The sequence below is a fragment of the Spirillospora albida genome (assembly GCF_000718255.1).
Taxonomy (GTDB): domain Bacteria; phylum Actinomycetota; class Actinomycetes; order Streptosporangiales; family Streptosporangiaceae; genus Spirillospora; species Spirillospora albida.
The window spans coordinates 198,304-219,653 of record NZ_JOFJ01000002.1 but is presented as its reverse complement, the minus strand read 5'-3'; the positions used below and the strand labels follow the sequence as shown (position 1 = coordinate 219,653).

General features: G+C 71.9%; 24 protein-coding genes. 16 read left to right on the top strand and 8 right to left on the bottom strand.

Going from position 1 to position 21,350, the window contains the following annotated elements; translation table 11 throughout:
- Window positions 1-182: 182 nt before the first annotated feature.
- The gene (locus IE99_RS0103590) at window positions 183-1,397 is read left to right on the top strand and encodes a L,D-transpeptidase (protein ID WP_030163625.1); all 1,215 of its coding nucleotides are present in this window, start codon (window positions 183-185) and stop codon (window positions 1,395-1,397) included.
- Here IE99_RS0103590 and IE99_RS31670 read toward each other — a convergent pair.
- Window positions 1,378-1,527: a hypothetical protein gene (locus IE99_RS31670; RefSeq protein ID WP_157610025.1), complete on the bottom strand. Its 150-nt coding sequence runs from the start codon at window positions 1,525-1,527 to the stop codon at window positions 1,378-1,380. The two genes, IE99_RS0103590 and IE99_RS31670, sit on opposite strands and share 20 nt — an antisense overlap.
- A gap of 163 nt (window positions 1,528-1,690) precedes the next feature.
- Between IE99_RS31670 and IE99_RS0103580 the strand changes: the two genes are divergently transcribed.
- Window positions 1,691-2,104, top strand: coding sequence for a hypothetical protein (locus tag IE99_RS0103580; protein ID WP_030163623.1), 414 nt, complete (start codon window positions 1,691-1,693; stop codon window positions 2,102-2,104).
- A 41-nt stretch (window positions 2,105-2,145) separates the two neighbouring features.
- Here the strand turns inward: IE99_RS0103580 and IE99_RS0103575 are convergent, their stop codons facing one another.
- Complete coding sequence (locus IE99_RS0103575) at window positions 2,146-3,270, bottom strand: hypothetical protein (RefSeq protein ID WP_157610023.1); 1,125 nt, start codon at window positions 3,268-3,270, stop codon at window positions 2,146-2,148.
- Between the two features lie 507 nt (window positions 3,271-3,777).
- Here IE99_RS0103575 and IE99_RS28795 point away from each other — a divergent pair.
- The gene (locus IE99_RS28795) at window positions 3,778-4,164 is read left to right on the top strand and encodes an ATP-binding protein (RefSeq protein ID WP_245623041.1); all 387 of its coding nucleotides are present in this window, start codon (window positions 3,778-3,780) and stop codon (window positions 4,162-4,164) included.
- On the opposite strand, the gene IE99_RS0103565 is transcribed toward IE99_RS28795, so the two are convergent.
- On the bottom strand, window positions 4,161-5,708 hold the full coding sequence (locus IE99_RS0103565; RefSeq protein ID WP_037558614.1) for an MDR family MFS transporter: 1,548 nt from the start codon (window positions 5,706-5,708) through the stop codon (window positions 4,161-4,163). The two genes, IE99_RS28795 and IE99_RS0103565, sit on opposite strands and share 4 nt — an antisense overlap.
- Window positions 5,709-5,864: 156 nt before the next feature.
- Here IE99_RS0103565 and IE99_RS0103560 point away from each other — a divergent pair, with 156 nt between their 5' ends.
- From IE99_RS0103560 to IE99_RS0103535, 6 genes are all read left to right on the top strand, one after another.
- Window positions 5,865-6,455: a TetR/AcrR family transcriptional regulator gene (locus IE99_RS0103560; protein ID WP_030163619.1), complete on the top strand. Its 591-nt coding sequence runs from the start codon at window positions 5,865-5,867 to the stop codon at window positions 6,453-6,455.
- Between the two features lie 35 nt (window positions 6,456-6,490).
- Window positions 6,491-7,024 carry a MarR family winged helix-turn-helix transcriptional regulator gene (locus IE99_RS0103555; RefSeq protein ID WP_030163617.1) on the top strand — a complete coding sequence of 178 codons (534 nt, stop codon included), beginning with the start codon at window positions 6,491-6,493 and terminating at the stop codon, window positions 7,022-7,024.
- Between the two features lie 88 nt (window positions 7,025-7,112).
- Window positions 7,113-8,303, top strand: a complete 1,191-nt coding sequence (locus IE99_RS0103550) for a homogentisate 1,2-dioxygenase (protein WP_030163616.1) — start codon at window positions 7,113-7,115, stop codon at window positions 8,301-8,303.
- Window positions 8,300-9,127 (top strand): hypothetical protein, encoded by an 828-nt coding sequence (locus IE99_RS0103545; RefSeq protein ID WP_157610021.1) that lies wholly within the window; start codon window positions 8,300-8,302, stop codon window positions 9,125-9,127. Before IE99_RS0103550 ends, IE99_RS0103545 begins: the two co-directional genes overlap by 4 nt.
- A complete protein-coding gene (gene fahA, locus IE99_RS0103540; RefSeq protein ID WP_030163612.1) occupies window positions 9,124-10,284 on the top strand; it encodes a fumarylacetoacetase in 1,161 nt (386 codons plus the stop codon). The genes IE99_RS0103545 and fahA overlap by 4 nt, the downstream gene beginning before the upstream one ends.
- Before the next feature lie 165 nt (window positions 10,285-10,449).
- Window positions 10,450-11,082 (top strand): VOC family protein, encoded by a 633-nt coding sequence (locus IE99_RS0103535; protein WP_030163610.1) that lies wholly within the window; start codon window positions 10,450-10,452, stop codon window positions 11,080-11,082.
- An 81-nt stretch (window positions 11,083-11,163) separates the two neighbouring features.
- On the opposite strand, the gene IE99_RS0103530 is transcribed toward IE99_RS0103535, so the two are convergent.
- The 4 genes from IE99_RS0103530 to IE99_RS0103515 all read right to left on the bottom strand — a co-directional run bounded on the left by IE99_RS0103530 (window position 11,164) and on the right by IE99_RS0103515 (window position 13,030).
- The gene (locus IE99_RS0103530) at window positions 11,164-11,472 is read right to left on the bottom strand and encodes a hypothetical protein (RefSeq protein WP_211258711.1); all 309 of its coding nucleotides are present in this window, start codon (window positions 11,470-11,472) and stop codon (window positions 11,164-11,166) included.
- Window positions 11,473-11,577: 105 nt separating this feature from the next.
- A complete protein-coding gene (locus IE99_RS0103525; protein WP_030163606.1) occupies window positions 11,578-11,904 on the bottom strand; it encodes a hypothetical protein in 327 nt (108 codons plus the stop codon).
- A 92-nt stretch (window positions 11,905-11,996) separates the two neighbouring features.
- On the bottom strand, window positions 11,997-12,206 hold the full coding sequence (locus tag IE99_RS0103520) for a DUF397 domain-containing protein (protein WP_030163604.1): 210 nt from the start codon (window positions 12,204-12,206) through the stop codon (window positions 11,997-11,999).
- Complete coding sequence (locus tag IE99_RS0103515; protein WP_084219256.1) at window positions 12,203-13,030, bottom strand: helix-turn-helix domain-containing protein; 828 nt, start codon at window positions 13,028-13,030, stop codon at window positions 12,203-12,205. Before IE99_RS0103515 ends, IE99_RS0103520 begins: the two co-directional genes overlap by 4 nt.
- Before the next feature lie 147 nt (window positions 13,031-13,177).
- On the opposite strand from IE99_RS0103515, the gene IE99_RS0103510 reads away from it, so the two are divergent.
- The 3 genes from IE99_RS0103510 to IE99_RS0103500 all read left to right on the top strand — a co-directional run bounded on the left by IE99_RS0103510 (window position 13,178) and on the right by IE99_RS0103500 (window position 14,654).
- Window positions 13,178-13,450: a hypothetical protein gene (locus tag IE99_RS0103510; RefSeq protein WP_157610019.1), complete on the top strand. Its 273-nt coding sequence runs from the start codon at window positions 13,178-13,180 to the stop codon at window positions 13,448-13,450.
- 110 nt (window positions 13,451-13,560) lie between these two features.
- Entirely contained in the window at window positions 13,561-13,953 is a 393-nt protein-coding gene (locus IE99_RS0103505; RefSeq protein WP_157610018.1) for a hypothetical protein, read from the top strand.
- A 152-nt stretch (window positions 13,954-14,105) separates the two neighbouring features.
- Window positions 14,106-14,654, top strand: coding sequence for a YceI family protein (locus IE99_RS0103500; protein ID WP_030163595.1), 549 nt, complete (start codon window positions 14,106-14,108; stop codon window positions 14,652-14,654).
- Window positions 14,655-14,694: 40 nt separating this feature from the next.
- On the opposite strand, the gene IE99_RS0103495 is transcribed toward IE99_RS0103500, so the two are convergent.
- Window positions 14,695-16,035, bottom strand: coding sequence for a sensor histidine kinase (locus IE99_RS0103495; RefSeq protein ID WP_030163593.1), 1,341 nt, complete (start codon window positions 16,033-16,035; stop codon window positions 14,695-14,697).
- A 145-nt stretch (window positions 16,036-16,180) separates the two neighbouring features.
- On the opposite strand from IE99_RS0103495, the gene IE99_RS0103490 reads away from it, so the two are divergent.
- The 4 genes from IE99_RS0103490 (at window position 16,181) to IE99_RS0103475 (ending at window position 21,323) form a co-directional block, all read left to right on the top strand.
- On the top strand, window positions 16,181-17,662 hold the full coding sequence (locus tag IE99_RS0103490) for a glutamate-cysteine ligase family protein (RefSeq protein ID WP_030163591.1): 1,482 nt from the start codon (window positions 16,181-16,183) through the stop codon (window positions 17,660-17,662).
- Window positions 17,663-17,725: 63 nt separating this feature from the next.
- Window positions 17,726-18,403 (top strand): response regulator transcription factor, encoded by a 678-nt coding sequence (locus tag IE99_RS0103485; protein WP_030163589.1) that lies wholly within the window; start codon window positions 17,726-17,728, stop codon window positions 18,401-18,403.
- Window positions 18,400-19,455 carry a sensor histidine kinase gene (locus tag IE99_RS0103480; protein WP_030163587.1) on the top strand — a complete coding sequence of 352 codons (1,056 nt, stop codon included), beginning with the start codon at window positions 18,400-18,402 and terminating at the stop codon, window positions 19,453-19,455. The genes IE99_RS0103485 and IE99_RS0103480 overlap by 4 nt, the downstream gene beginning before the upstream one ends.
- 359 nt (window positions 19,456-19,814) lie before the next feature.
- Window positions 19,815-21,323 (top strand): DUF4153 domain-containing protein, encoded by a 1,509-nt coding sequence (locus tag IE99_RS0103475; protein ID WP_051711907.1) that lies wholly within the window; start codon window positions 19,815-19,817, stop codon window positions 21,321-21,323.
- Window positions 21,324-21,350: the final 27 nt, after the last annotated feature.

Sequence of the window (21,350 nt, the reverse complement as noted above, 5' to 3'; positions counted from 1 at the left end):
TTCCTCTCTCATTCCCCGGCGAATCCTCCGAACCGCCCGCCGCGCGGCGGCCTTCGCGGCACGATGGGCGTCGCACGGGGCCGGACGGGGCGCGCGGCCGATCTCGGGGGCCGCGGGCCGTCCGTCCGCGACCGTGCGGCCGGCCCGGTCCCCGCGGGCCGGCGGGGCGACGAGGGAGAACGGTGCGAGGTAAGGCCATTGCCGCGGTACTGCTTCTAGGGCCGGCGACCGCGTGCAGCGGCGGAGACACGACGGAGGGCGGCGGAGACGGCACTCCGGCGGTGAGCATCGCTCCCGCGGACGGCACGAGGTCCGCGCGTCCCGATCGCGGCGTGACCGTCAGGGCGAAGGGCGGCACGCTCGGACGGGTGTCCGTCCGGCTCAGGGGCGTCGAGGTCCCCGGCACCCTGTCCCGCGACAAGAGGACCTGGCGCTCGGCGTGGACGCTCGTCCCCGGCGCCCGCTACGAAGTCTCCGCGACGGCGACGTCCGGCTCCGGCAGGACGGCCACGGCGAGCAGCGTGTTCCGCACGACCCGGGCCGTCGCCGCGACGGTCGTCAACAATGTCGTGCCGAGCCAGGGCGAGACGGTCGGCACGGGCATGCCGGTGTTCGTCCAGTTCAACAAGGAGGTCCCGGCGGCGGCCCGGCCGGCCGTGGAGCGCGCCGTCGAGATCCGCTCGACCGTCCCGACCGAGGGCGCGTGGCGGTGGCTGAGCGCGGGCGAGTCGTTCAACGGGCTCCCGTCGCTCGTCTTCCGCCCCCGGCGGCCGTGGGCGCCGCGCCAGACGGTGTCGGTCACCGTCCACTACGCGGGGCTGCCGATCGGCGAGACCGTCTTCGGAGCGCGGGACGTCACGCGCACGTTCCGCATCGGCGAGCACCACACCGTCGACGTCGACGCCGGCACGCACACGCTGGTCGTCCGGGAGAACGGCCGGATCGTGCGCACGTGGGGGGTCAGCCTCGGCCGCGGCGGGGACGTCCGGGCGGACGGCGTCGACCGCCTGCTCACCACGAGCGGCGTCCACCTCACCATGGACCGGGTGCGGGTGGAGCGCATGCGCGCGCCCGGCAAGAAGAAGGGCGAGCCGGGGTACTACGACGAGAAGGTCCCCTGGGCCACGCGGATCTCCAACAGCGGCGAGTACATCCACCAGAACATGGACGACCCGACCTGCCTGGGCAGGCGGAACTGCAGCCACGGCTGCGTGCGCTCCCCCGCCGCCCACGCGAAGTGGTTCTTCCACTGGTCGTACCGGGGCGACATCGTCACCGTCACCGGCACGAAGCGGCCCTTGGCCTGGACGAACGGCTGGGGCTACTGGCAGCTTCCGTTCGAGACGTGGGTCCAGGGCGGCGCCCTCGGCAAGTCCATCACGACGGAGCGGGCCTGACCGCGCGCCGGTTCAGCCGCAGTTCCCACAGCGCCTCGTCCACCGCGCGGTCGGAATGGGTCCGCAGGTGCCGCGCCACCCCCGCCGGGACCGCCGCGAACGCGGACGCGTCCATGCCCGAATCCAGCACTCGACCTCCCCCTTCGCCGCCCCTCCGGTGCGGGGTTCCCCCAGCATGGCCGATCGGCTCCGGGCGCGATTGTGGCTGGATTGAATCGTTCGGCGATCTTTCCTGGAGTCGGACGAAAAAAAGCATCGTTGAACGCCCGGTCACTTCTCCGGATAATGGCCGGATGCCGAATCGCCGCCAGGCCGCCGCCCTGCTGTTCGCAGCCGCCCTCTCCCTCACCGCGTGCGGCGGCGGGGACGACGGCGACGGCGCCGCTCCGCCGCCGGCCGCGCAGTCCCCGGGTGCGGGCGCGCCGTCAGCGCCGGTCCCGGGCGGCACCGCCCCCGGCGGCGCGGCCCCGAGCGGTCCGGCCCCGGGCGCTCCGGGCGCGACGGCACCCGGCGGCACCCCCGGCCAGGCGGTGCCGAGCGGTGCCGCGTCGCAGGCCGTCAGCGCGTTCGCGGCCTGCATGCGAAAGGCCGGCGTGGACATCCCGGGCGACATCAGCACCTGGACGCCGCCGCCCGGCGAAACGGATCCGAAGACCCAGCTCGCCGCCGCGAAGTGCATGCGGGAACTGCTGGAGGCGCGTGAATAGCCGGCGGGAAATGACCCGCGCGGCTCTTTCGAGGGCAGCGGTCACATTCGGCGGGTCAGGTGATGGCCCGGCGCGGGGTCGCCCGGCGGCGTCCGCCATCGGCCGGCGTCGTCGGTCGGGCGTCCGTGCGGCAGCGCCCGGTGGGCCGCGGTCCGGCGGGGTTCGGCGACCGAACGCGGCTCGGCGGGCGGACGCGGCTCGGCGGGCGGACGCCGCTCGCCGGATGTACGCCGCTCGGCGGGTGGACGCGGTTCGGGACGCGTCCGCCGCTCGTGGCGCGGGAAGGCCGACAGGGCGAGGACGGCCAGCAGGACGCCCGCGACCCGCAGCATGAACAGCGCCCGGTCGGACGGCCAGGGCTCGCCGTACAGGAGCGTCGCGGAGAGCAGCAGGTGCGTCTTCGCGGTCACGGTGACGACCGTGACGATGATCGTCAGGCGACAGCGCTGCAGGCCGATCGAAAGCAGGACGAGACCGGGAGCGCCGGCGGCGAGGAACAGGTACGGGTGCGGGGTGGACAGGACGCCGAGGCCGTCGCCGCGCGCCGGCATCATCGCCATGCCGAGGCCGAAGACCTCGGTGGCGCCGAGCAGGACGCCCGCGCCGAGCCCGTAGGCGATGCCGGTGACGGGGCGGGCATGGCGCCCGGCGACCGCCCGGTCGTGCACGCAGAACATCCACAGCGGCAGCGCGAGGGACGGGACGACGACGAGGGCGGCCTTCCACAGGGGCAGCGCCGCGGCGGCCTCCGCGCCGCCGGGGGCGCGGTGCAGGGCGTCCAGGACAGACTCGCCCGCGCCGGACGTGATCGACAGGGCCGCGCTGCCCATGGCGGCGACGGTGATCAGGACGGCGAGCCATTCGCGGGCCGTGGGCCGCTCCCCGAAGCCGCTCATGCCGACGGCCAGCAGCAGGACGAGGCTGGCGCCGTAGGCGGGCAGCGCGGCGACCACGGGCAGGTCGCCGAGCGCGAACGCCGACAGGGCGAAGCCGCCGATGAGGACGAGCAGCCCGGCCGCCCAGCGCCGGCTGCGGAGCAGCAGTCCGGCGGCCCGGAACGGGCGGCGGCCGCCGATCGGCCGGATCCGGCCAGTGGCGGTCTTACAGAGGACGAAGGCGACGATATAGACGACCTGCGCGAGGCAGGCGAGGACGATCATTTCCATGACGCACCCCCGGCGGGCCGAGCTTCCGCCGGCGGGCCGCCCCGCCGGGCGCGAATGTCTACCGCATCGGATCGTGACATATGGAGAGCGTTCGGCGATGCATGCCCGGACACGCAAAACGTTCCCGGTTTGTGCGGATCGGTGAGTAGCGTCGGGCCGTCCGCCGGGCGACGCGAGCGGCCGGGCACGCAGGGTGTCGGATTACCGCGATCCGCAGGTGGAGCGGCCGTGCTTGCCGTAGGCTCCGCCGCACCGGCTCCGCCGGACCGCATTCCGGTCCGGCCGCGCCGGGGCAAGGGCACGTCACGGAAGACCGCGCCGCGGAAAGGCTGTGTCTCGAACAGGCCAAGATCGTTCCGTTCGGTGCGTTGAATCGTCACTCAGCGCGGGTGAATGATTGCGTTGCGCTCTCAATACACAGTGTGGTGATGCAGTGACTATCGGCACATCGGTCATCGTCGTCCGCAGCCGTGGCCCGCGCCGGCTCCGCCCGCGGGACCGTGCGGCATGACCGGGACCATGGAGCCGCTGGGCGAGCCGCTCGCCCTCACCGGCGCGCCGGACGAGGGGCGCCGGGCCCGCCGGGCCGTCCGGGAGCGCGCCGCGAAGGTGATCTCCGATCCGGACCGCCTCGACGATGTCGAACTGATCACCGCCGAGGGCGTGGCCAACGCGGTGCTGCACGGGTCCGCGCCCGTCCGGGTGCACGTCGCCACCGACGGGCGGCGGGTGCGGGTCGAGGTGTCGGACGGCGGTCCGGCGCAGGGCGTCCGCCCGTACCGCTGCCACGCCGACCACGGCCGGGGGCTCACCGTGATCGACGCGCTCGCGGACGAGTGGGGCTTCGACCAGGCCCCGACCCGCACGCTGCTCTGGTTCGTCCTGTCCGGTTAGCCCGCCGGCTGCAGTTCCGGCTCGTCCTCGGCCCCGTCCGGGACCGACTCGATGAGCTCCAGGCTGCCGCGCAGGGTGATCGGCTTGAGGAGGGCGGCGGCGACGATCCCGACGACCGCGATCGCGGCGGAGATCAGGAAGATGTGCCCGGTCGCGTCGCCGTAGGCGGCCCGGACGACCTCGCGGACCGGGGCGGGCAGCGAAGCCAGGTCGAGGGTGCCGGCGCCCCCGCCGGACGGCCGCACACCGAGCTTCGCCAGGCCGGCCGTGATGTTCTCGGTGACACGGGTGGCGAGGACGGCGCCGAGGACCGAGACGCCGACCGTCCCGCCGAGGGAGCGGAAGAACGTGACGGTGCCGCTGGCGGCCCCGATCTCGTGCATGTCGACGGAGTTCTGGACGACCAGCACCAGGTTCTGCATCGACATGCCGACCCCGACGCCGACGAGGAACATGCCGGCGCCGATGACGGTGAGGGACGTCTCGTGGTCCATCACCGACAGGACCGCGAAGCCGAGCGTCAGCACGACGGTGCCGATCACGATGTACGGCTTGACCTTGCCGGTCTCGCTGGTGAGCCGTCCGGTGACGGTGGACGCGAGGAGGACGCCGGCCATCAGCGGGATCATGAGCAGGCCGGCCTCGGTGGGGCTGTGGCCCCGGCCGATCTGGAAGTACTGGCCGAGGAACACGGCGCCGCCGAACATGGCCATGCCGACCGCGAGGCTCGCGATGATCGCGAGGGCGGTGTTGCGGCGGGCGACGAGGCCGAGCGGGACGATCGGATCGGCGACGCGGGATTCGACCCACACGGCGGCGGCGAGCAGCACGAGGCCGCTTCCGGCCATCGCGGCGGTCTGCCAGGACAGCCAGGCGAAATCCGTCCCGACGAACGTGACCCAGATGAGCAGGATGCTGATGCCCGCGGTCATGAGCGTCGCGCCCACGTAGTCGATCTTCACGTCGGCGCGGCGGAGCACCGGCAGCTTCAGGGTCTTCTGCAGCAGGACGAACGCGACGGCGGCGAACGGGGCGCCGATGAAGAAGCACCAGCGCCAGCCGAGCCACGAGGTGTCGACGATGAGGCCGCCGAGCAGCGGGCCGCCGACGGTCGCGACGGCCATGACGGCGCCGAGGTAGCCGTAGTAGCGGCCGCGGTCCCGCGGGCTGATCATGGCGGCCAGGACGATCTGGACGAGGATCTGCAGCGCCCCCATGCCAAGGCCCTGGGCGGCGCGGAAGGCGATGAGCTGCTCGGTCGTCTGCGCGAAGCCGGAGGCCACCGACGCCGCCACGAAGATCACGATGGCGATCTGCAGCAGCAGCTTCTTGTCGTAGATGTCGGCGAGCTTGCCCCAGATCGGGGTGCTGGCCGTCGACACCAGCAGCATCGCGGTGACGACCCAGGTGTACTGCGCCTGGGTGCCGTCCAGCGCGCCGATGATCTGGGGTAGAGCGGTGGACACGACGGTCGAGCTCAGCATGGCGACGAACAGGACGAGGAGGAGCCCGCTGAGGGCCTCCAGCACCTGCCGCCGCGACATCGGCGCCGACCCGGAAGGGGCGTGGACGCTCAAGGAGGCCTCCGGAGAGAGTGATGGGCACGTACGGGGGTGTCAACGGCACCCCCGGGGAACAATATTCCCATTGCGCAAGTTTTCCCAATGGGAATCATTGTCGATCGGTAGGGTGTACGGATCATGGAGACCACCGTCGGACTGCGCGAGCGCAAGAAGGAGGCGACGCGCAGGGCCCTGCACGAGTGCGCGATGCGCCTGGCCATCGAGCACGGCGTCGACGCCGTGACCGTCGAGGCGATCGCCGACGCCGCGGGTGTCTCCCGCCGCACGTTCTCCAACTACTTCGGCGGCAAGGAGGAGGCCCTCCTCTACGGCGACGAGCAGCGCATGCGGACCCTCCTGGCCACGTTCGCGGAGCGCCCGCCCGGCGAGTCGTCCTGGGCGGCGCTGCGGGCCTCCGTGCACGCGATCGCGGCCGTCGAGGGCGAACCCGACCCGCGGTGGGCGGCGCAGTCGCGGCTGGCTCGAACGCATCCGTCGGTCCTCGCGCGGCAGCTCGCCCACTTCGCGTCGTTCGAGCGCTCCCTGGCCGACCTCATCGCGGAGCGGGACGGGCTCGCCGCCGAGGGCCTGCGGGCGCGCGTGCTGGCGGGGGCCTTCATGGCAGCCCTGCGGATGGCGTCCCACGCGTGGGGCGAGGTGCGCCCGCCGCGTCCGCTGGCCGACATCGTCGACGAGACCCTGGACGAGATGGCCCGGCCGTTCTCCTGAACTGATTAACTGATGAATCAAGTTCACGGAGGGGCATGATGGCCGCGGAGCGGGAGCAGCTCGACTTCTGGTCGTTCGTGGACCTCGCCCGCCGCCGGCTCGGCGACGAGTTCGGCTTCCCGCACCCGCTCGCCACCCGGCTGCTGCTGACCCTGAACCGGGCGTCCGCGATCGTGACCTACGACCTGGAGTCGACCGTCCACCGGCCGCGCGGCCACTCATGGGCGGCGTTCCGGCTGCTGTTCGTCACCTGGCTCGCCGGCCCGCTCGAACCCGGCCGCGCCGCCGCGCTCGCCGGGATGACCAGGGCGGCCGTGTCGAACCTGGTCAAGTCGCTGGTCGCGGAGGGAACGCTCGCCCGGACGCCCGGCGGGCGCGACGGCCGGTCGGCGCTGCTGTCCCTCACCGAGGACGGCCGACGCGTCATGCTGGAGACCTTCGCCGCGCACAACGAGCGCGAGCGGCGGTGGGCGGACGTGCTGACGGACGCCGAGCAGCACATCCTGATCATGCTGCTGGACAAGCTGATCGCGGGACGCGAGGCGTTCGACGCCCGGGAGCGCAGCTAGCCCCTCCCGTTAGGGCTTCCCTCCATCCGGGAATCGCCGTAGTGTCGGACGAAAGTAGTACACGCATGAATCATCGGAGGCGAGGGAGATGGCCCACTACCGCCGGGCCGGCGACATCCCGCCGAAGCGCCACACCCAGCATCGGGACTCCGGCGGCAGGCTCTACTACGAGGAGCTGATGGGCGAAGAGGGCTTCTCGTCCGACTCGTCCCTGCTCTACCACCGTGAGATCCCGTCGGCGATCGTCGACTCGCGGCCCTGGGAAGTCCCGGACGCGACGACCACGCCGAACCATCCGCTCAAGCCGCGCCACCTCAAGCTGCACGACCTCTTCCCCAAGGACTCGTGGCCGGCGACCGATCCCGTCACCGGCCGGCGCCTGCTCCTGGGGAACGGCGACGTCCGCATCTCCTACGTCGCCGGCACCGCGGACTCGCCGCTCTACCGCAACGCCACGGGCGACGAGGTCGTCTACATCGAGTCGGGCACCGCCTCCGTCGAGACGGTCTTCGGAACCCTGACGGCCGGGGAAGGCGACTACGTCGTCATCCCCACGTCCACGACCCACCGCTGGCTTCCCACCGGGGACGCCCCGCTCCGCGCGTACGCCATCGAGGCCATGGGCCACATCCACCCGCCCAAGCGGTTCCTGTCACGCTTCGGGCAGTTCCTGGAGCACGCCCCCTACTGCGAGCGCGACCTCCACGGCCCCTCCGACCCGGTGCAGATGGAGGGAACCGACGTCGAGGTCCTGGTGAAGCACCGCGGGCCGGGCGGTGTCACCGGAACCCGCTTCACCTACGCGCACCACCCGTTCGACGTCGTCGGCTGGGACGGCTGCCTCTACCCGTACACGTTCAGCGTCCACGACTACGAGCCGATCACCGGGCGCGTCCACCAGCCGCCGCCCGCCCACCAGGTCTTCGAGGGGCCGGGTTTCGTCGTGTGCAACTTCGTGCCCCGCAAGGTGGACTACCACCCACTCGCCATCCCGGTGCCCTACTACCACTCGAACGTCGACTCGGACGAGATCATGTTCTACTGCGGCGGGAACTACGAGGCGCGGAAGGGCTCGGGCATCGCGCAGGGCTCCGTCTCCGTCCACCCGGGCGGCCTCGCCCACGGCCCCCAGCCCGGCGCGTACGAGAGCGGCATCGGCGTCGAGTTCTTCGACGAACTGGCCGTCATGGTGGACACGTTCCGTCCGCTGGAACTCGGCGAGGGCGGCCTCGCCTGCGAGGACCCGGCCTACGCCTGGACATGGGCGCGGCGCCGATGATCCCTCCACTGGCCCTCGGCCTCTGCGACGACGCGTCCGTGTTCCCGCCGGGCCTGATGCCACTGGCCGACGCCCTCCCGGCCCACCGCGTTCATCGCGCGGCGCCCTACGCGGACGCGGTCGGTCTCCTGGTCCTGCCCGCCACCGCCCTCGACGACCTGCCCGTGACGGAGCCGATCGACGTCGCGCTGACGGCGCCGGGCGGCCCGATCCAGGCGTGGGAGGTACTGACACGGGGCTCCGGCATGCCGCTGCGGCTGCGCGCCCTGGAGGTCGCCGTCCCGGACGACATGACCCCGGCGCGGTTCTTCCGGGAGCTGGGCGACCCCCCGGTCACCGTCTATGTGGAGATCCCCAGGGACGCCCGGGGCCCGGAGTTCATCAAGGCCCTGATGTTCGAGGGGCACCGCGCCAAGTTCCGGACCGGCGGCGTCACGGGGGCGCTGTACCCGTCCCCGGACGAGCTCGCGGGCATGGTCAAGGCGGCCGTCGACGCGGGGGTCGCGTTCAAGGCGACCGCGGGGCTGCACCACGCCGTCCGCAACACCGACCCGCCGACGGGGTTCGAGCAGCACGGCTTCCTGAACCTCCTGCTCGCCACGGCGGCCGCCCTCGACGACGCCCCGGTCACCCGCATCACGCACATCCTCGCCGACCGCGACGCGTCCGCGGTCGCCGCGCGGGTCGCCGATCTGCCCGCCGACCGCATACGGGCGGTCCGCGGGCGCTTCCTGTCGTTCGGGACGTGCAGCGTCCTCGAACCCCTGACCGAACTCGCCGACCTCGGCCTGCTCCCGCTCAAGCTCCTGGAAAACGACACATGACGCACATCGAGATCCCGGACGGCTCGCCCTTCGGCATGGACAACCTCCCCTACGGCGTGTTCTCGACGCCCGGAACGGACCCGCGCGTGGGAGTCCGCGTGGCCGACCATGTGGTGGACCTGGCCGCGACCCTGGGCGACCCGTGCTTCTCCGCCCCCAGCCTCAACGCCTTCATGGCGGAGGGCGACTGGGCCGGAACCCGCGAGCGCGTCAAGGCCCTGGTCTCGGGCGACATCCCGGACGACGCGGTGCACGCGGTCGGCGCGGTCGCCCTGCACCTGCCGATCGAGGTGGCCGACTACGTCGACTTCTACGCCTCGGAGCACCACGCGTCCAACTTGGGCCGACTGTTCCGTCCCGGCTCCGAGCCGCTGATGCCGAACTGGAAGCACCTCCCGGTCGGCTATCACGGCCGTGCCGGAACGGTCGTCGTCTCCGGTACGGACATCGTGCGGCCGAGCGGCCAGCGCAAGACGCCGGACGGCATCACCTTCGGCCCGTCCCAGCGCCTGGACATCGAGGCAGAGGTCGGCTTCATCGTCGGCAAGGGCTCTCCCCTGGGCGACCCGGTCGCCGTGGACGATTTCGCCGACCACGTCTTCGGTGTCGTCCTCCTCAACGACTGGTCGGCCCGTGACGTCCAAGCGTGGGAGTACGTCCCCCTGGGGCCGTTCCTGGGGAAGAGCTTCGCGACGTCCATCTCCCCTTGGGTCGTCCCAGTGCAGGCCCTGGAGGCGGCCCGCGTCGCGACGCCGCCCCAGGACCCGGAGCCGCTCCCCTACCTGCGCGAGAAGAGCCCGTGGGGGCTGGACATCGACCTGGCCGTCACCTGGAACGGCCAGGAGGTCTCTCGTCCGCCCTACCGGGAGATGTACTGGTCACCGGCCCAGATGATGGCGCACATGACGGTGAACGGCGCGTCCCTCCGCACCGGCGACCTGTTCGCGTCCGGAACCGTCTCGGGCCCGGAGAAGCACCAGCGAGGCGCGTTCATCGAGCTGACCTGGGGCGGCAAGGAGCCGATCGAGGTGGACGGCCGATCGAGCACCTTCCTGGAGGACGGCGACGAGGTCACCATCACCGCCACGGCCCCCGGCCCGGCCGGCGCACGCCTGGGCTTCGGCGAGGTGACCGGCCGCATCATCTCCGCAAGATGAATGTCCATCGCGCGACCATTCACAAGCGTCGCCGCCGCCGCCCGCGCCGCGCTCGCCTCGCGGGGCGTCCCCGACCCGTTCCGGTCGTCGTGCGTTGCAGGCGCTTTGGCCGACGCGGACCGGCTTCCGCTGGCCTGGGCGCCGAGCCGCACGTAGCTTGTCCGCATGGCTTCCATCGAGTTCGTCGCCATCGAGGTGCCCGACGCAATGGCCGCCGACCGGTTCTACACCGCCGCCTTCGGCCTGGGCCCGCTGGTGCGCCCGCGCGCCTCGCAGGCACCGGCGACCGGCTTCCGCGGGTTCACGCTGTCGCTCGTCGTGTCCAGGCCGGCCACCGTCGACGGGTTCGTCGGCGCCGCGCTCGACGCCGGCGCCACGGCGCTCAAAGCGCCCGCGAAATCGCTCTGGGGCTACGGCGGCGTGGTGCGGACGCCGGACGGGACCATCGTGACGATCGCGTCCTCGACCAAGAAGGACGCCGGTCCGGCCACCCGGCAGATCGACGGCATCGTGCTGCAACTCGGCGTCGCGGACGTCGCCGCGAGCAAGCGGTTCTACGTCGAGCGCGGACTCACCGTGGCGAAGAGCTACGGCCGCAGGTACGTCGAGCTCGGCGCACCGTCGGATCCCATCACGATGGCGCTCTACAAGCGCCGCGCCCTCGCCAAGGTCGCCGGCGTCCCCGCCGAGGGCGAAGGATCCCACCGGCTCGTGATCGGCAGTGACGCCGGCCCCTTCACCGATCCGGACGGCTTCGTGTGGGAGGCCGCATCGCCTCCCAGTGCCCGCACCGACTAGAACTGGAGCTTCGTCTTCCAGCCGGACGGACCGGCGGCATGCCCGGAGCGGTTGACCGGCACCGTGGACAGAACGGCCAGGTCAACCGGCCATGGTCTCGGGCAGAACGGCGAGCATGCCGGTGACCTGTTCGCCGTCGGACATGCGCAGCAGGGCGGTGCACTGCCACCAGCGCCGCTCCCCGTCCGGCCAGTAGTAGGACGCGGGGTCGGGCACCAGGTGGTGGACGGCATCGGAGTCCATATGCGCTCGCAGCCACGGGCCGCCTGCGCCGAGGCCGAGCCGGAGGCGGGCTGCCTCCTCGTAGAGAGCGCAGACGGTGTCGGCGTTCATCGCCTTGAGAACACGTGCCGAGCGGGGCAGCGCCGAGTGCCCCTCGGGCGGTCGCACGGGCCACCGAACTGGCATGCCGAGCCGCCGGTGCAGCGTGAGGTGGGCTCCCCTGCGAGGGGTCGGCAATGGTGGTGGAGGGTATCCAGCGGTGCCCGGCCTCGCTCAGCCGTTCCAGGATCCAGGCGCGTCCCTCGGGCCGGTCGTGTGCCATGTCCAGCTCATCGGGCGCTCGGCTCTCGCACGATCCCCGCTGCTCATGGGGGCGTTCCGGCGGGACGGCCGCCAGGCGCGCCGTTGGGTGGCGCCCGGCATGTTGTGGCACAGGTTCGCCAGGAACCAGATCCGCTGCATGTCCTCGGCCGACGACGGCTCCTTCGTCCCAGGCCGGGCGAGATGGCGGATCTCGATGAACGCTCTCGCGGCGAGGAGCGCGGCCGCCTCGCGGTCGTCGATCTGTACCGCCTTCCGCCGGCCGATGCGCCCCTTCATGTCTCTCCTCGTCGGGTGCGGCCATGCCGGACGCGCGAGAACCCCGGGCTCGGCGCGTGACGCGCCGGGGCCGGGGTTCCGTCCAGTCGGTCTCAGCTCAGGTCGAGCGTTCCCGCCTTGACCCGCTGCGCGAACGCCGCCCAGGCATCCGCCCCGAACACCAGCTTCGGCCCGTCCGGGTCCTTCGAGTCCCGCACGGCCACCGCCGCCGCCACGTCCGCCACCTCGACGCACTGTCCACCCGTGTCACCACTGTGGCTACTCTTACGCCACTGCACAGTGGACGCATGGCGCGTGTTCATTGGTCCTCCAGGATCATCCCGAGCCTGTCAAGGGAGGCATCAGCGGACATCGCTGCACCCCTGATCAAGTCGAAACGTACCCCATACATTCGGACAGCGTCAGGGTGATCCACAAGCTGCGCGCCAACGTGACCATCCAGATGCACGATGTCCGGATCGTTCCGAAAACTCATGATTGTAAACGCACCCAGCAAGCCTGCGTAGGCGCCTTTAGTTTCGGGAACAATCTGAAGCGTTACATGATGGAGGACTGCCAGATCCATCAGGTGCTGTACCTGTCCCTTAAGGATCTCGCGACCACCGATCGGGCGTCGAATCGCGCTCTCATCGAAAATTGCCACCACGTGCGGTGGGTCTTCGCGCTTGAGGATCTCCTGCCGATCCATGCGGGTCCTGACGAGCTGACGCGCGGCCTCGTCCGTCTTGTCGGACTTTACGACCTCGTAGGCGTATTCAGGGGTCTGGAACAGGCCGGTGATGACCATGGTCTCGAAGATGTACATCACCTCCGCCTCCGCTTCCTTCTGGATGAAGTCATCGAAGCCGGGCGGTAGGACCTGCAGCTTGCCGAGTTCCTGCATCCACCCCCAGATGCGATGGAACGTCCCGTTCGCACTGAAGAACGAATCGCAGTCCTTGGCGAAGTCCTCGGAGGGCGCGCATCGTCCCGACTCGATCTGGCCGATCCACTGAGGTGAGTAACCGAGCTTGTCGGCCAGCTGCGGCCGTGAAAGTTGGGCCAGTTCTCGTCGCGCGCGGAGTTCGGCACCGAAGTATTCGGTGGGTGAGGAAGGGACGCCGGGGTCACGCGGGCGACGGGGCACGGAAAACCTCCGAGGGTACGAAACCGAGATCGGTTTCCAACGACGGGCGGGCCTTTCCTACGCGTTCTTTCTGCTCCTTCCCGACGATAGCCCGATCACAGGAAGATCGGGGTCGGTAACGGAGAGAAACCGAGACGCAAGGGACTGGTGAGCATGAACGCGGCCGTCGACCCCGCCGACCAGGCGTTGGCTCAGCTTCGCGGCGACTTCCGGGGGCACCGGATCTGGCGTGCGACGCGCCATGACGGACGGCTCGGCGACTGGGTCGCCACGCTGCACGACCCGAAGGCGGGCGTGGAGGCGACCGTCATCCGCAACAGCGCCGACGAACTCCGCGAGGCGCTGACCGTAGAGCGTGAGCGCGCGACGGGCCGCCGCACCGCGTCGGCGCACACCCCCGAGCGGTGTGTCGACTGGTGATGGTGAGGGCGCATCTCGACAGGCTCGCGGCGGAGGTCGTTCGGGAGGGCTGGCAGGTCCTTCCCCGCTACGACGAGCCTCGCCCGCTCCTCCGTGTCTTCGATGCCGACGTGCCGCAATTCGGAGAGAGCATCGCGCTCGTTCCGGCGTCCGGCACGTGGTGGTTCCGGTCGAGCACGGGCGAGCATCTGGCCCCGTACGACAGACCGGTCCGCGCGGCTGAGCGGATCACCCGCATCCTCACTCCGTTCGTGACGACCGCGATCGCCGCGAGGAGCCGGCAAGGACGCGCGCCGGGTCGGTATCCGCCGGAGCCGGCTCCTTCCCTCTCGGTCACCATCGCCGAGGTGCGGCACCGGTTGCCCGGCGTCGTCTGCTGGTGGGGCGCCTCCACGGGCGAGTGGTGGGCACTCGTCCCGGACGGGACACGCTGGCGGATCATCAACGCTCGCGATCCCGACCATCTGATCCAAGCCGTCCTCGGCACCCGCCCCTCCGCCTGACCATCGTTCTGGGGCGCGGTCCGGCATGTCGCTCACTGAGCGTTGGGGTGGTCGTGACGGGTGGGAAAGGGTGGGGGTTGACAGTGTTTGAACCCTCAAGTAATCTGGGTCTTGTTGTTGAAGTTTCAAGCACATCACTGAGGGAGCATCACATGAGCATCGCCACCGTCGCCCCGGGTCTGACCGCCGGCACCTGGAACATCGACCCCGCGCACTCCGAGGTCACGTTCGCCATCCGGCACCTGATGAGCAAGGTGCGCGGCACGTTCACCGAATTCAGCGGGAGCATCGAGGTCGCCGAGGACGTCGCGAAGTCGACCGCGACCGCCGAGATCACGATGGCCTCCCTGGACACGCGGAACGCCGACCGGGACGCGCACGTGCGCGGCTCCGACGTCCTGGACGTCGAGAACCACCCCACCATGTCGTTCGTGACCACGGGTGTCCGCACCGAGGGCGGCGAGAACTACCTGGACGGCGACCTCACCATCCGCGGCGTGACGCGTCCGGTCAGCTTCGAGGTCGAGTTCAACGGCGTCGGCGAGGACCCGTGGGGCGGGACGCGCGCCGGTTTCACCGCGTCCACGACCATCAACCGCAAGGACTGGGGCATCGAGTTCAACGTCCCGCTGAAGGGCGACAAGGCGCTGCTCGGCGACAAGGTCGACATCCAGCTGGAGGTCCAGGCCGTTCGCGCCTGACCGCGGTGAGGAGAGGGGCCGTCCTCGGACGGCCCTTTTCTCATGCCAGGGGGAGGCGGAGCGCGAAGCGGACGCCGCTCGGGCGGTCCTCGATGCGGAGGGTGCCGTCGTGGGACCGGGCGATCTCGCGGGCGATCGCCAGCCCGAGGCCGACGCCGCCGGCGTCGCGGCTGCGGGCCGTGTCGAGGCGGGTGAAGCGCTCGAAGACGCGTTCGCGGTCGGCGGCGGGGATGCCCGGCCCGTCGTCGGTGACGGCGAGCAGGGCGTGGTCGTGGTCGCGGGCGACCTCGACGGTGATCGACGTGTCCGCGTAGCGGTCGGCGTTGTCCAGGAGGTTGCCGAGGAGCCGGACCAGCTGCATCCGGACGCCGCGAACCGGGACGTCCGGGTCGAGGCGGGTCTCGACCGCGGCGTGTAAGGCGCGGCCCGCCAGCTCGGCGGCGGCCAGGGCGGACAGGTCGATGCGCTCCTGGACGGCGCCGCCGGTGCCGATGCGGGCGAGCAGGAGCAGGTCGGTGACGATCGCCTCCAGCCGGTCGGTGTCGCGGAGGGCCTGCCGGACGACGGCGGGGAGATCGTTGTCCTCGGGGTGCATCGAGGCGTCCTCGAGGTTGGCGCGCAGGCCCGCGATGGGCGTGCGGAGCTCGTGCGAGGCGTCCGAGGCGAACTGGCGCTGCCGCCGGACGGCGCTCTCCAGCCGCTCGAGGGTCGCGTTGGCGGTGCGGGCGAGCTGGGCGATCTCGTCCTCGCCGGGCGGTTCCGAGACGCGCCGCGACAGGTCGGTGGCGCTGATCTCGGCGAGCTGGGCGCGGATCTCGCCGACAGGGCGGAGCGTCCGGCCGACGATGAGCCAGGTGATCCACGCGACGACGGCGGCGAGCAGCAGCACCGCCGCGGCCAGCGTCCCTTCGAGCAAGCCGGTGACCAGGTAGGACGGCAGTTCCCCGGACGCGTACACGACCAGCGAGTCGGGCGCGGTGTCGACCCGGATCGCCTCGACGGCGCGGCATTCGCGGCGCGGCCAGCGGCCCCGGCATTCGACCAGGTCGCGGACGCGCATCCCGCTGGACGGGTGGAGGCGCGAGACGGGTGCGCGTCCGGCGGCGGCCGGTGTGGCGTTGACGACACGGCCGTCCGGCGCGACGACCTGGATGAGGATGCGGCCGTGGCCGCCGTCGGGGATCGGGGTCCGCAGCGTTCCGTCGCGGACGCCGCCGCTCACCCGGCGGGCGTCGATCTGAGCGGATCGGAGTAGGTCGTCCGTGACGCGGGTACGGATCGCCATGTCGATACCGGACGCGCAGAGGCCGAGGACGAGCACGGCGAGCACGGCGGCGACGATCGTGTCCCTGGCCCTGATCGACCGGGGGCGCATCCGCATGGGCTGCCTCCCTGGTGCACCGGCGGTGACCTACGCTACCGACCGGTCACAAATCACCAACCCCGAAAGCGCGCCGGGTTTTCACCCCCCTTCCGTTGGACATCCGTTTTATGACGGTTCCTCCGGAGCACAGGGACGGGAACACATGGGCAGGGACGTGGCTTCGGTCACCATCAGTGGCGAGGACCGGCGGCGGTACCGGGAAAAGGTACGCAGGTGCCTGGACGTCCTGGCCCGCATGCTGGGCGAATCGCAGTTCGACTTCGAACGCCCCCACATCGGACTGGAGATCGAGCTCAACCTGATCGACGCGCTCGGCGACCCGCTCATGCGCAATGCCGACGTCCTGAAGGCCATCGCCGACCCGGCCTGGGCGACGGAGCTCGGCCAGTTCAACCTCGAGATCAACATTCCGCCGCGCGAACTCGGCGGCGAGGGCACCGGCGAACTGGAGGTGGAGGTCAGGGACCATCTCAACCACGCCGACGAGCGGGCCCGCGAGGTCGGCGGACGGCTCGTCATGATCGGCATCCTGCCGACCCTGCGCCGCGCGGACATCGGGGAGGAGACGCTCTCCTCCAACGCCCGCTACAAGATGCTCAACGACCAGATCTTCGCGGCGCGCGGCGAGGAGCTGCACATCGCGATCGACGGCCCCGAACCGCTGCGGATGCACGCCGACTGCATCATCCCCGAGGCCGCGTGCACGAGCGTCCAGTTCCATCTGCAGGTGAGCCCCGACGAGTTCGGCGCCTACTGGAACGCGGCCCAGGCGATCGCCGGTCCGCAGGTCGCGATGGCGGCGAACTCGCCGTTCCTGTTCGGGCACCGCCTCTGGCAGGAGTCCCGCATCACGCTGTTCGAGCAGGCCACGGACACGCGTCCGGACGAGCTCATCGCGCAGGGCGTCCGTCCCCGCGTGTGGTTCGGGGAGCGGTGGGTGACCTCCGTCTTCGACCTGTTCGAGGAGAACACCCGCTACTTCCCCGCCCTGCTCCCGCTGTGCGACGAGGAGGACCCGCTCGCCGTCCTCGACGCCGGCGGCATCCCGCAGCTCGGTGAGCTCACCCTCCACAACGGCACGATCTACCGCTGGAACCGTCCGATCTACGCCGTCGTGAAGGGCCGTCCCCACCTGCGCGTCGAGAACCGTGTGCTGCCCGCCGGCCCGACCGTCGCCGACGTCATCGCGAACGGCGCGTTCTACTACGGGCTCGTCCGGATGCTGGCCGAGGAGGACCGTCCGGTATGGACGCGCATGTCCTTCGCCACCGCCGAGGACAACCTGCACCGAGCCGCGCGCGACGGCCTGGACTCGACGCTCTACTGGCCCGGCATGGGGGACGTTCCCGCCACCGAGCTGATCCTGCGCAAGCTGCTGCCGCTCGCCCACGAGGGCCTCGACCGGTGGGGCGTCGACCCGGCCCGCCGCGACCGGCTCCTCGGCATCGTCGAGCGGCGCTGCGTCACCGGCCAGACCGGCGCGGCCTGGCAGATCGCCACCGTCGAGTCGCTGGAGGAGTCGTTCAACACGCCGCGCCACGAGGCGCTGCGCATGATGACCCGGACGTACCTGGACCGGCTGGCCGACAACGAGCCCGTGCACACCTGGCCGATCGGCCCCTGATCAACACAGAACCTACACATTTCGCTCTCACCGCATACAAACCCGGCATCTACAGTCGGGCAGGTGAACGAGACCCGCATCCTCGTCGTCGAGGACGAACCCACGATCGCGAAGGCGGTGGCGGACCGGCTGGCGGCCGAGGGGTTCACGGTCGACCTCGCCGCCGACGGCCCCGCCGCCGTCGAGCGCGCCCGGGACCGGGAACCGCACCTCATCGTCCTCGACGTGATGCTCCCCGGCTTCGACGGCCTGGAGGTGTGCCGCCGCGTCCAGGCCGAACGGCCCGTGCCCGTCCTCATGCTGACCGCCCGGGACGACGAGACCGATCTCCTCGTCGGCCTCGGCGTCGGCGCGGACGACTACCTCACGAAGCCGTTCAGCATGCGCGAGCTCGTCGCGCGGATCCGCGCCGTCCTGCGCCGCGTCGGCCGCGCCGCCGACCAGCCCGCCCCCACGCCGCTGCGCGCGGGCCCCCTCGAGATCGACCCCGCGGCCCGCCGCGTCCGCCGCGCCGGCACCGAGGTGCACCTCACGCCCACCGAGTTCGACCTGCTCAGCTGCCTGGCCCGCAACCAGGGCACCGTCCTGACCCGCGCCGTCCTGCTCGAACAGGTCTGGGACTGGACGGACGGCTCCGGCACCCGCGTCGTCGACACCCACGTCAAGGCGTTGCGCCGCAAGCTCGGAGCCGACCTCATCCGCACCGTGCACGGCGTCGGCTACAGCCTGGAGACCGCGTGACCCCCGTTGTCCACAGGCTGTGGACAAAGCTGCCCCGGCCCCTGGACCCGCTCCGCTCCATCAAGGTCAAGTTCGGCATCACCGTCGTCGTCACCGCCTGCACCGCCGCGCTGATCGTCCTGTGGGGGTACCCCCTCGGCCTCCGCGCCCGCCAGACGCTGCCCGTCGGCCTCCTCCTCTCCCTCGTCGTCATGCAGCTCATCGCGCACGGCATGACCGCGCCGCTGCGCGAGATGACCGCCGCCGCCCGCGCCATGGCCCGCGGCGACTACACCCGCCGCGTCCGCGCCACGTCCCGCGACGAGGTCGGCGAACTCGCCCAGGCCTTCAACACGATGGCCGCCGACCTCGCCGAAGTCGACCGCCAGCGCCGCGAGTTCGTCGCGAACGTCTCGCACGAGCTCCGGACGCCCATCAGCGCGCTCCGCGCCGTCCTGGAGAACGTCGCCGACGGCGTCACCCCCGCCACGCCGGACGTCCTGGAGTCCGCCCTCGACCAGACCGAGCGCCTCGGCCGCCTCATCACCCAGCTCCTCGACCTGTCCCGGGTCGACGCCGGCGCCGCCCCCCTCGACCTCGCCGACCTCGACATCGCGTCCTTCATCGCCGACGTCACCGCCGAGGCCGCCGCGGGCCACCCCGACGTCGCCTTCACGACCGACGTCGCCCCCGGCCTGCACGCCACCGCCGACCGCGACCGCCTCCACCAGGTGGTCGCGAACCTCCTCGACAACGCCGCCCGCCACGGCCCCCCGGGCGAACCCGTGACCGTGACCGCCCGCTCCGGCCCGGACGGCCTCGTCCTGGACGTGGCGGACAGCGGCCCCGGCATCCCGCCGGGCGAACGCACCCGGGTCTTCGAACGCTTCTCCAGGGGCGCCGCGTCCGGTCCGCAGACGGGCACCCCCGGCGGCGGCACCGGACTGGGCCTCGCCATCGCCCGCTGGGCGACCGAACTCCACGGTGGCCGCATCACCGTCCTGGACACCCCGTCCGGCTGCCGGATCCGCGTCACCATCCCCTCCCACCCCACGACGAGAGCGCCGAGATGACGAACGACCCCGAGTCCCACGGCTTCTGGACGCCGTCCACCGAAGACGTCCGGGACGAGCCGCCGGAACAAGCCGCGCCCAAGGACCAGAGCACACCCCCACACCCCACCACGGCCCCCGGCGTCGAACCGCCGAGGGAAGGCGCGACTCCGCCCCAGGGCGGCGTCGCACAGGAGCAGGGTGGGGCGGCGGTGCACGGCGTGGGCGTTCCGCATGTCGGGGGGCCGCCAGTCGGTGCCGCTCCTTACCCGGGCGGGGGGCCGGGGTATGGGGCGCCCGGTGGGTGGGTGCGCCCTGCGCCCGGTCCGCCGGACTGGGGATACGGGCGGGGACCCGGGGCTCCTCGGCCGCCGCTCCCGGTGCGGGAACAGACGGCGCTGGAGCGGATGTTCCTCGCCTGGAAGGAACCCGAGCGGCCCCCGTCGGGGCGGCTCGTCCTCGGGGCCGTGATCGCGGCCGTCGTGGGATCGGTGGCGGTCGTGCCCGCTCTGAGGGCGGAGCGGTTCGGAGTGGGGCTGCTGCTCACGGCGATCACGCTGGCCTGCGTCGCGGGCGTGTCGCTCCGGGAGGCGGGCCGGCTCGTCCAGCCGAAGAGGAGCGGGTTCGCGCGGGTCAACCGGACGGGCCTCGCGTTCGGGCTGCTTGCCCTCCTGCTCGTCTCCGTCGCGGCGGTCCGGGACGCGGAGTGGGTCGTGGGCCTCGCGGTGGTGCTCGCGGTCCCCATCGCGTCCTATGCGCTGGCGGGCGGGCGGACGTGGGTCGAGGTGATCGGGGGCGGGCTCGCGCTGCCGCCCGCCGGGATCCGCATGGCGTCCTGGTCGGCACGCGGGCTACAGGGCCTGATCGTGCCGGGGCGGGGCCGGGCCTGGCCGGTGATCCGGACGGCGCTCATCGCCGGCGCCCTGCTCTCGGTGTTCGGCGGGCTGTTCGCCATGGCGGACGCGGCGTTCGGCGACCTGGCGGCCGGGCTCGTCCCGGACCTGTCGATCGGGTCGGTCCTGCTGTACGTGGTCGTGGGCGCGGCGACGGCCGCGGTGGCGTTCGCGGCCGTGACGCTCGCGCAGACGCCGCCGCCGCTGAAGGCGCTCGCCCCGCAGAGGCCGGCCCCGGCGGGACGCTGGGCGTGGGCGGTGCCGATCGCCATGCTCGACCTGCTGTTCCTCGCCTTCTGCACCGTGCAGGCCAGGGTGTTCCTGGCGTCCGACCGTGACCGGGTGCTGCGCGCGACGGGCCTGACGTACGCCGAGTACGCGCGGGAGGGGTTCTTCCAGCTCGTCATCGTGACGGTGCTGGTCCTCGCGGTGCTGGCGTTCGCCGTCCGGTACGCGCCGACGGCGGCGCGGGGCGACCGGGCGACCGTCCGGGTCCTGCTCGGGACGCTGTGCGCGCTGACGCTGGTCGTCGTCGCGGTCGCGCTGCGGAGGCTCTACCTGTACGAGGAGACGTTCGGGTGGACGCGGCTCCGGCTGTGGGTGCACGCGTTCGAGCTGTGGCTCGGCCTCGTGATCGTGCTCGTCGCGGCGGCCGGGGCGCGGTGGCGGGCGGCCTGGCTGCCGCGCGCGGTCGCGGGCAGCGGCGCGGCGGCGTTCATCGCCCTGGCCGTCCTCAACCCGGACGGGTTCATCGCCGAGCGGAACGTCACGCGGTTCGAGGAGACCGGGAAGATCGACGGCTGGTACCTGGGCGAGCTGTCGGCGGACGCCGTCCCGGCCCTGGACCGGCTTCCCGAGCCGCAGCGGTCGTGCGCGCTGCAGCCGATCCAGAACCGGCTGCGCGAGGAGGATCCCGCCGCGGCCGCCAACCTCGCCCGGCAGAGGGCGCGAGAGATCCTCGAGAGGCGACCGGCCGGCACCTGCTCCTCCTGGTGAGGGAGGAGCAGGCCGGAGCCGCCCGGA

Excerpts from the sequence above, each read along its gene's own strand:
- IE99_RS0103580 (WP_030163623.1), top strand. The coding sequence starts at position 1,691 with ATGCCGAATCGCCGCCAGGCCGCCGCCCTGCTGTTCGCAGCCGCCCTC.
- IE99_RS0103575 (WP_157610023.1), bottom strand. The coding sequence starts at position 3,270 with ATGGAAATGATCGTCCTCGCCTGCCTCGCGCAGGTCGTCTATATCGTC.
- IE99_RS0103495 (WP_030163593.1), bottom strand. The coding sequence starts at position 16,035 with ATGCGGATGCGCCCCCGGTCGATCAGGGCCAGGGACACGATCGTCGCC.
- IE99_RS28795 (WP_245623041.1), top strand. The coding sequence starts at position 3,778 with ATGACCGGGACCATGGAGCCGCTGGGCGAGCCGCTCGCCCTCACCGGC.
- IE99_RS0103555 (WP_030163617.1), top strand. The coding sequence starts at position 6,491 with ATGATGGCCGCGGAGCGGGAGCAGCTCGACTTCTGGTCGTTCGTGGAC.
- IE99_RS0103565 (WP_037558614.1), bottom strand. The coding sequence starts at position 5,708 with ATGTCGCGGCGGCAGGTGCTGGAGGCCCTCAGCGGGCTCCTCCTCGTC.
- IE99_RS0103560 (WP_030163619.1), top strand. The coding sequence starts at position 5,865 with ATGGAGACCACCGTCGGACTGCGCGAGCGCAAGAAGGAGGCGACGCGC.
- IE99_RS0103490 (WP_030163591.1), top strand. The coding sequence starts at position 16,181 with ATGGGCAGGGACGTGGCTTCGGTCACCATCAGTGGCGAGGACCGGCGG.
- IE99_RS0103525 (WP_030163606.1), bottom strand. The coding sequence starts at position 11,904 with ATGAAGGGGCGCATCGGCCGGCGGAAGGCGGTACAGATCGACGACCGC.
- fahA (WP_030163612.1), top strand. The coding sequence starts at position 9,124 with ATGACGCACATCGAGATCCCGGACGGCTCGCCCTTCGGCATGGACAAC.
- IE99_RS0103500 (WP_030163595.1), top strand. The coding sequence starts at position 14,106 with ATGAGCATCGCCACCGTCGCCCCGGGTCTGACCGCCGGCACCTGGAAC.
- IE99_RS0103535 (WP_030163610.1), top strand. The coding sequence starts at position 10,450 with ATGGCTTCCATCGAGTTCGTCGCCATCGAGGTGCCCGACGCAATGGCC.
- IE99_RS0103545 (WP_157610021.1), top strand. The coding sequence starts at position 8,300 with ATGATCCCTCCACTGGCCCTCGGCCTCTGCGACGACGCGTCCGTGTTC.
- IE99_RS0103550 (WP_030163616.1), top strand. The coding sequence starts at position 7,113 with ATGGCCCACTACCGCCGGGCCGGCGACATCCCGCCGAAGCGCCACACC.
- IE99_RS0103520 (WP_030163604.1), bottom strand. The coding sequence starts at position 12,206 with ATGAACACGCGCCATGCGTCCACTGTGCAGTGGCGTAAGAGTAGCCAC.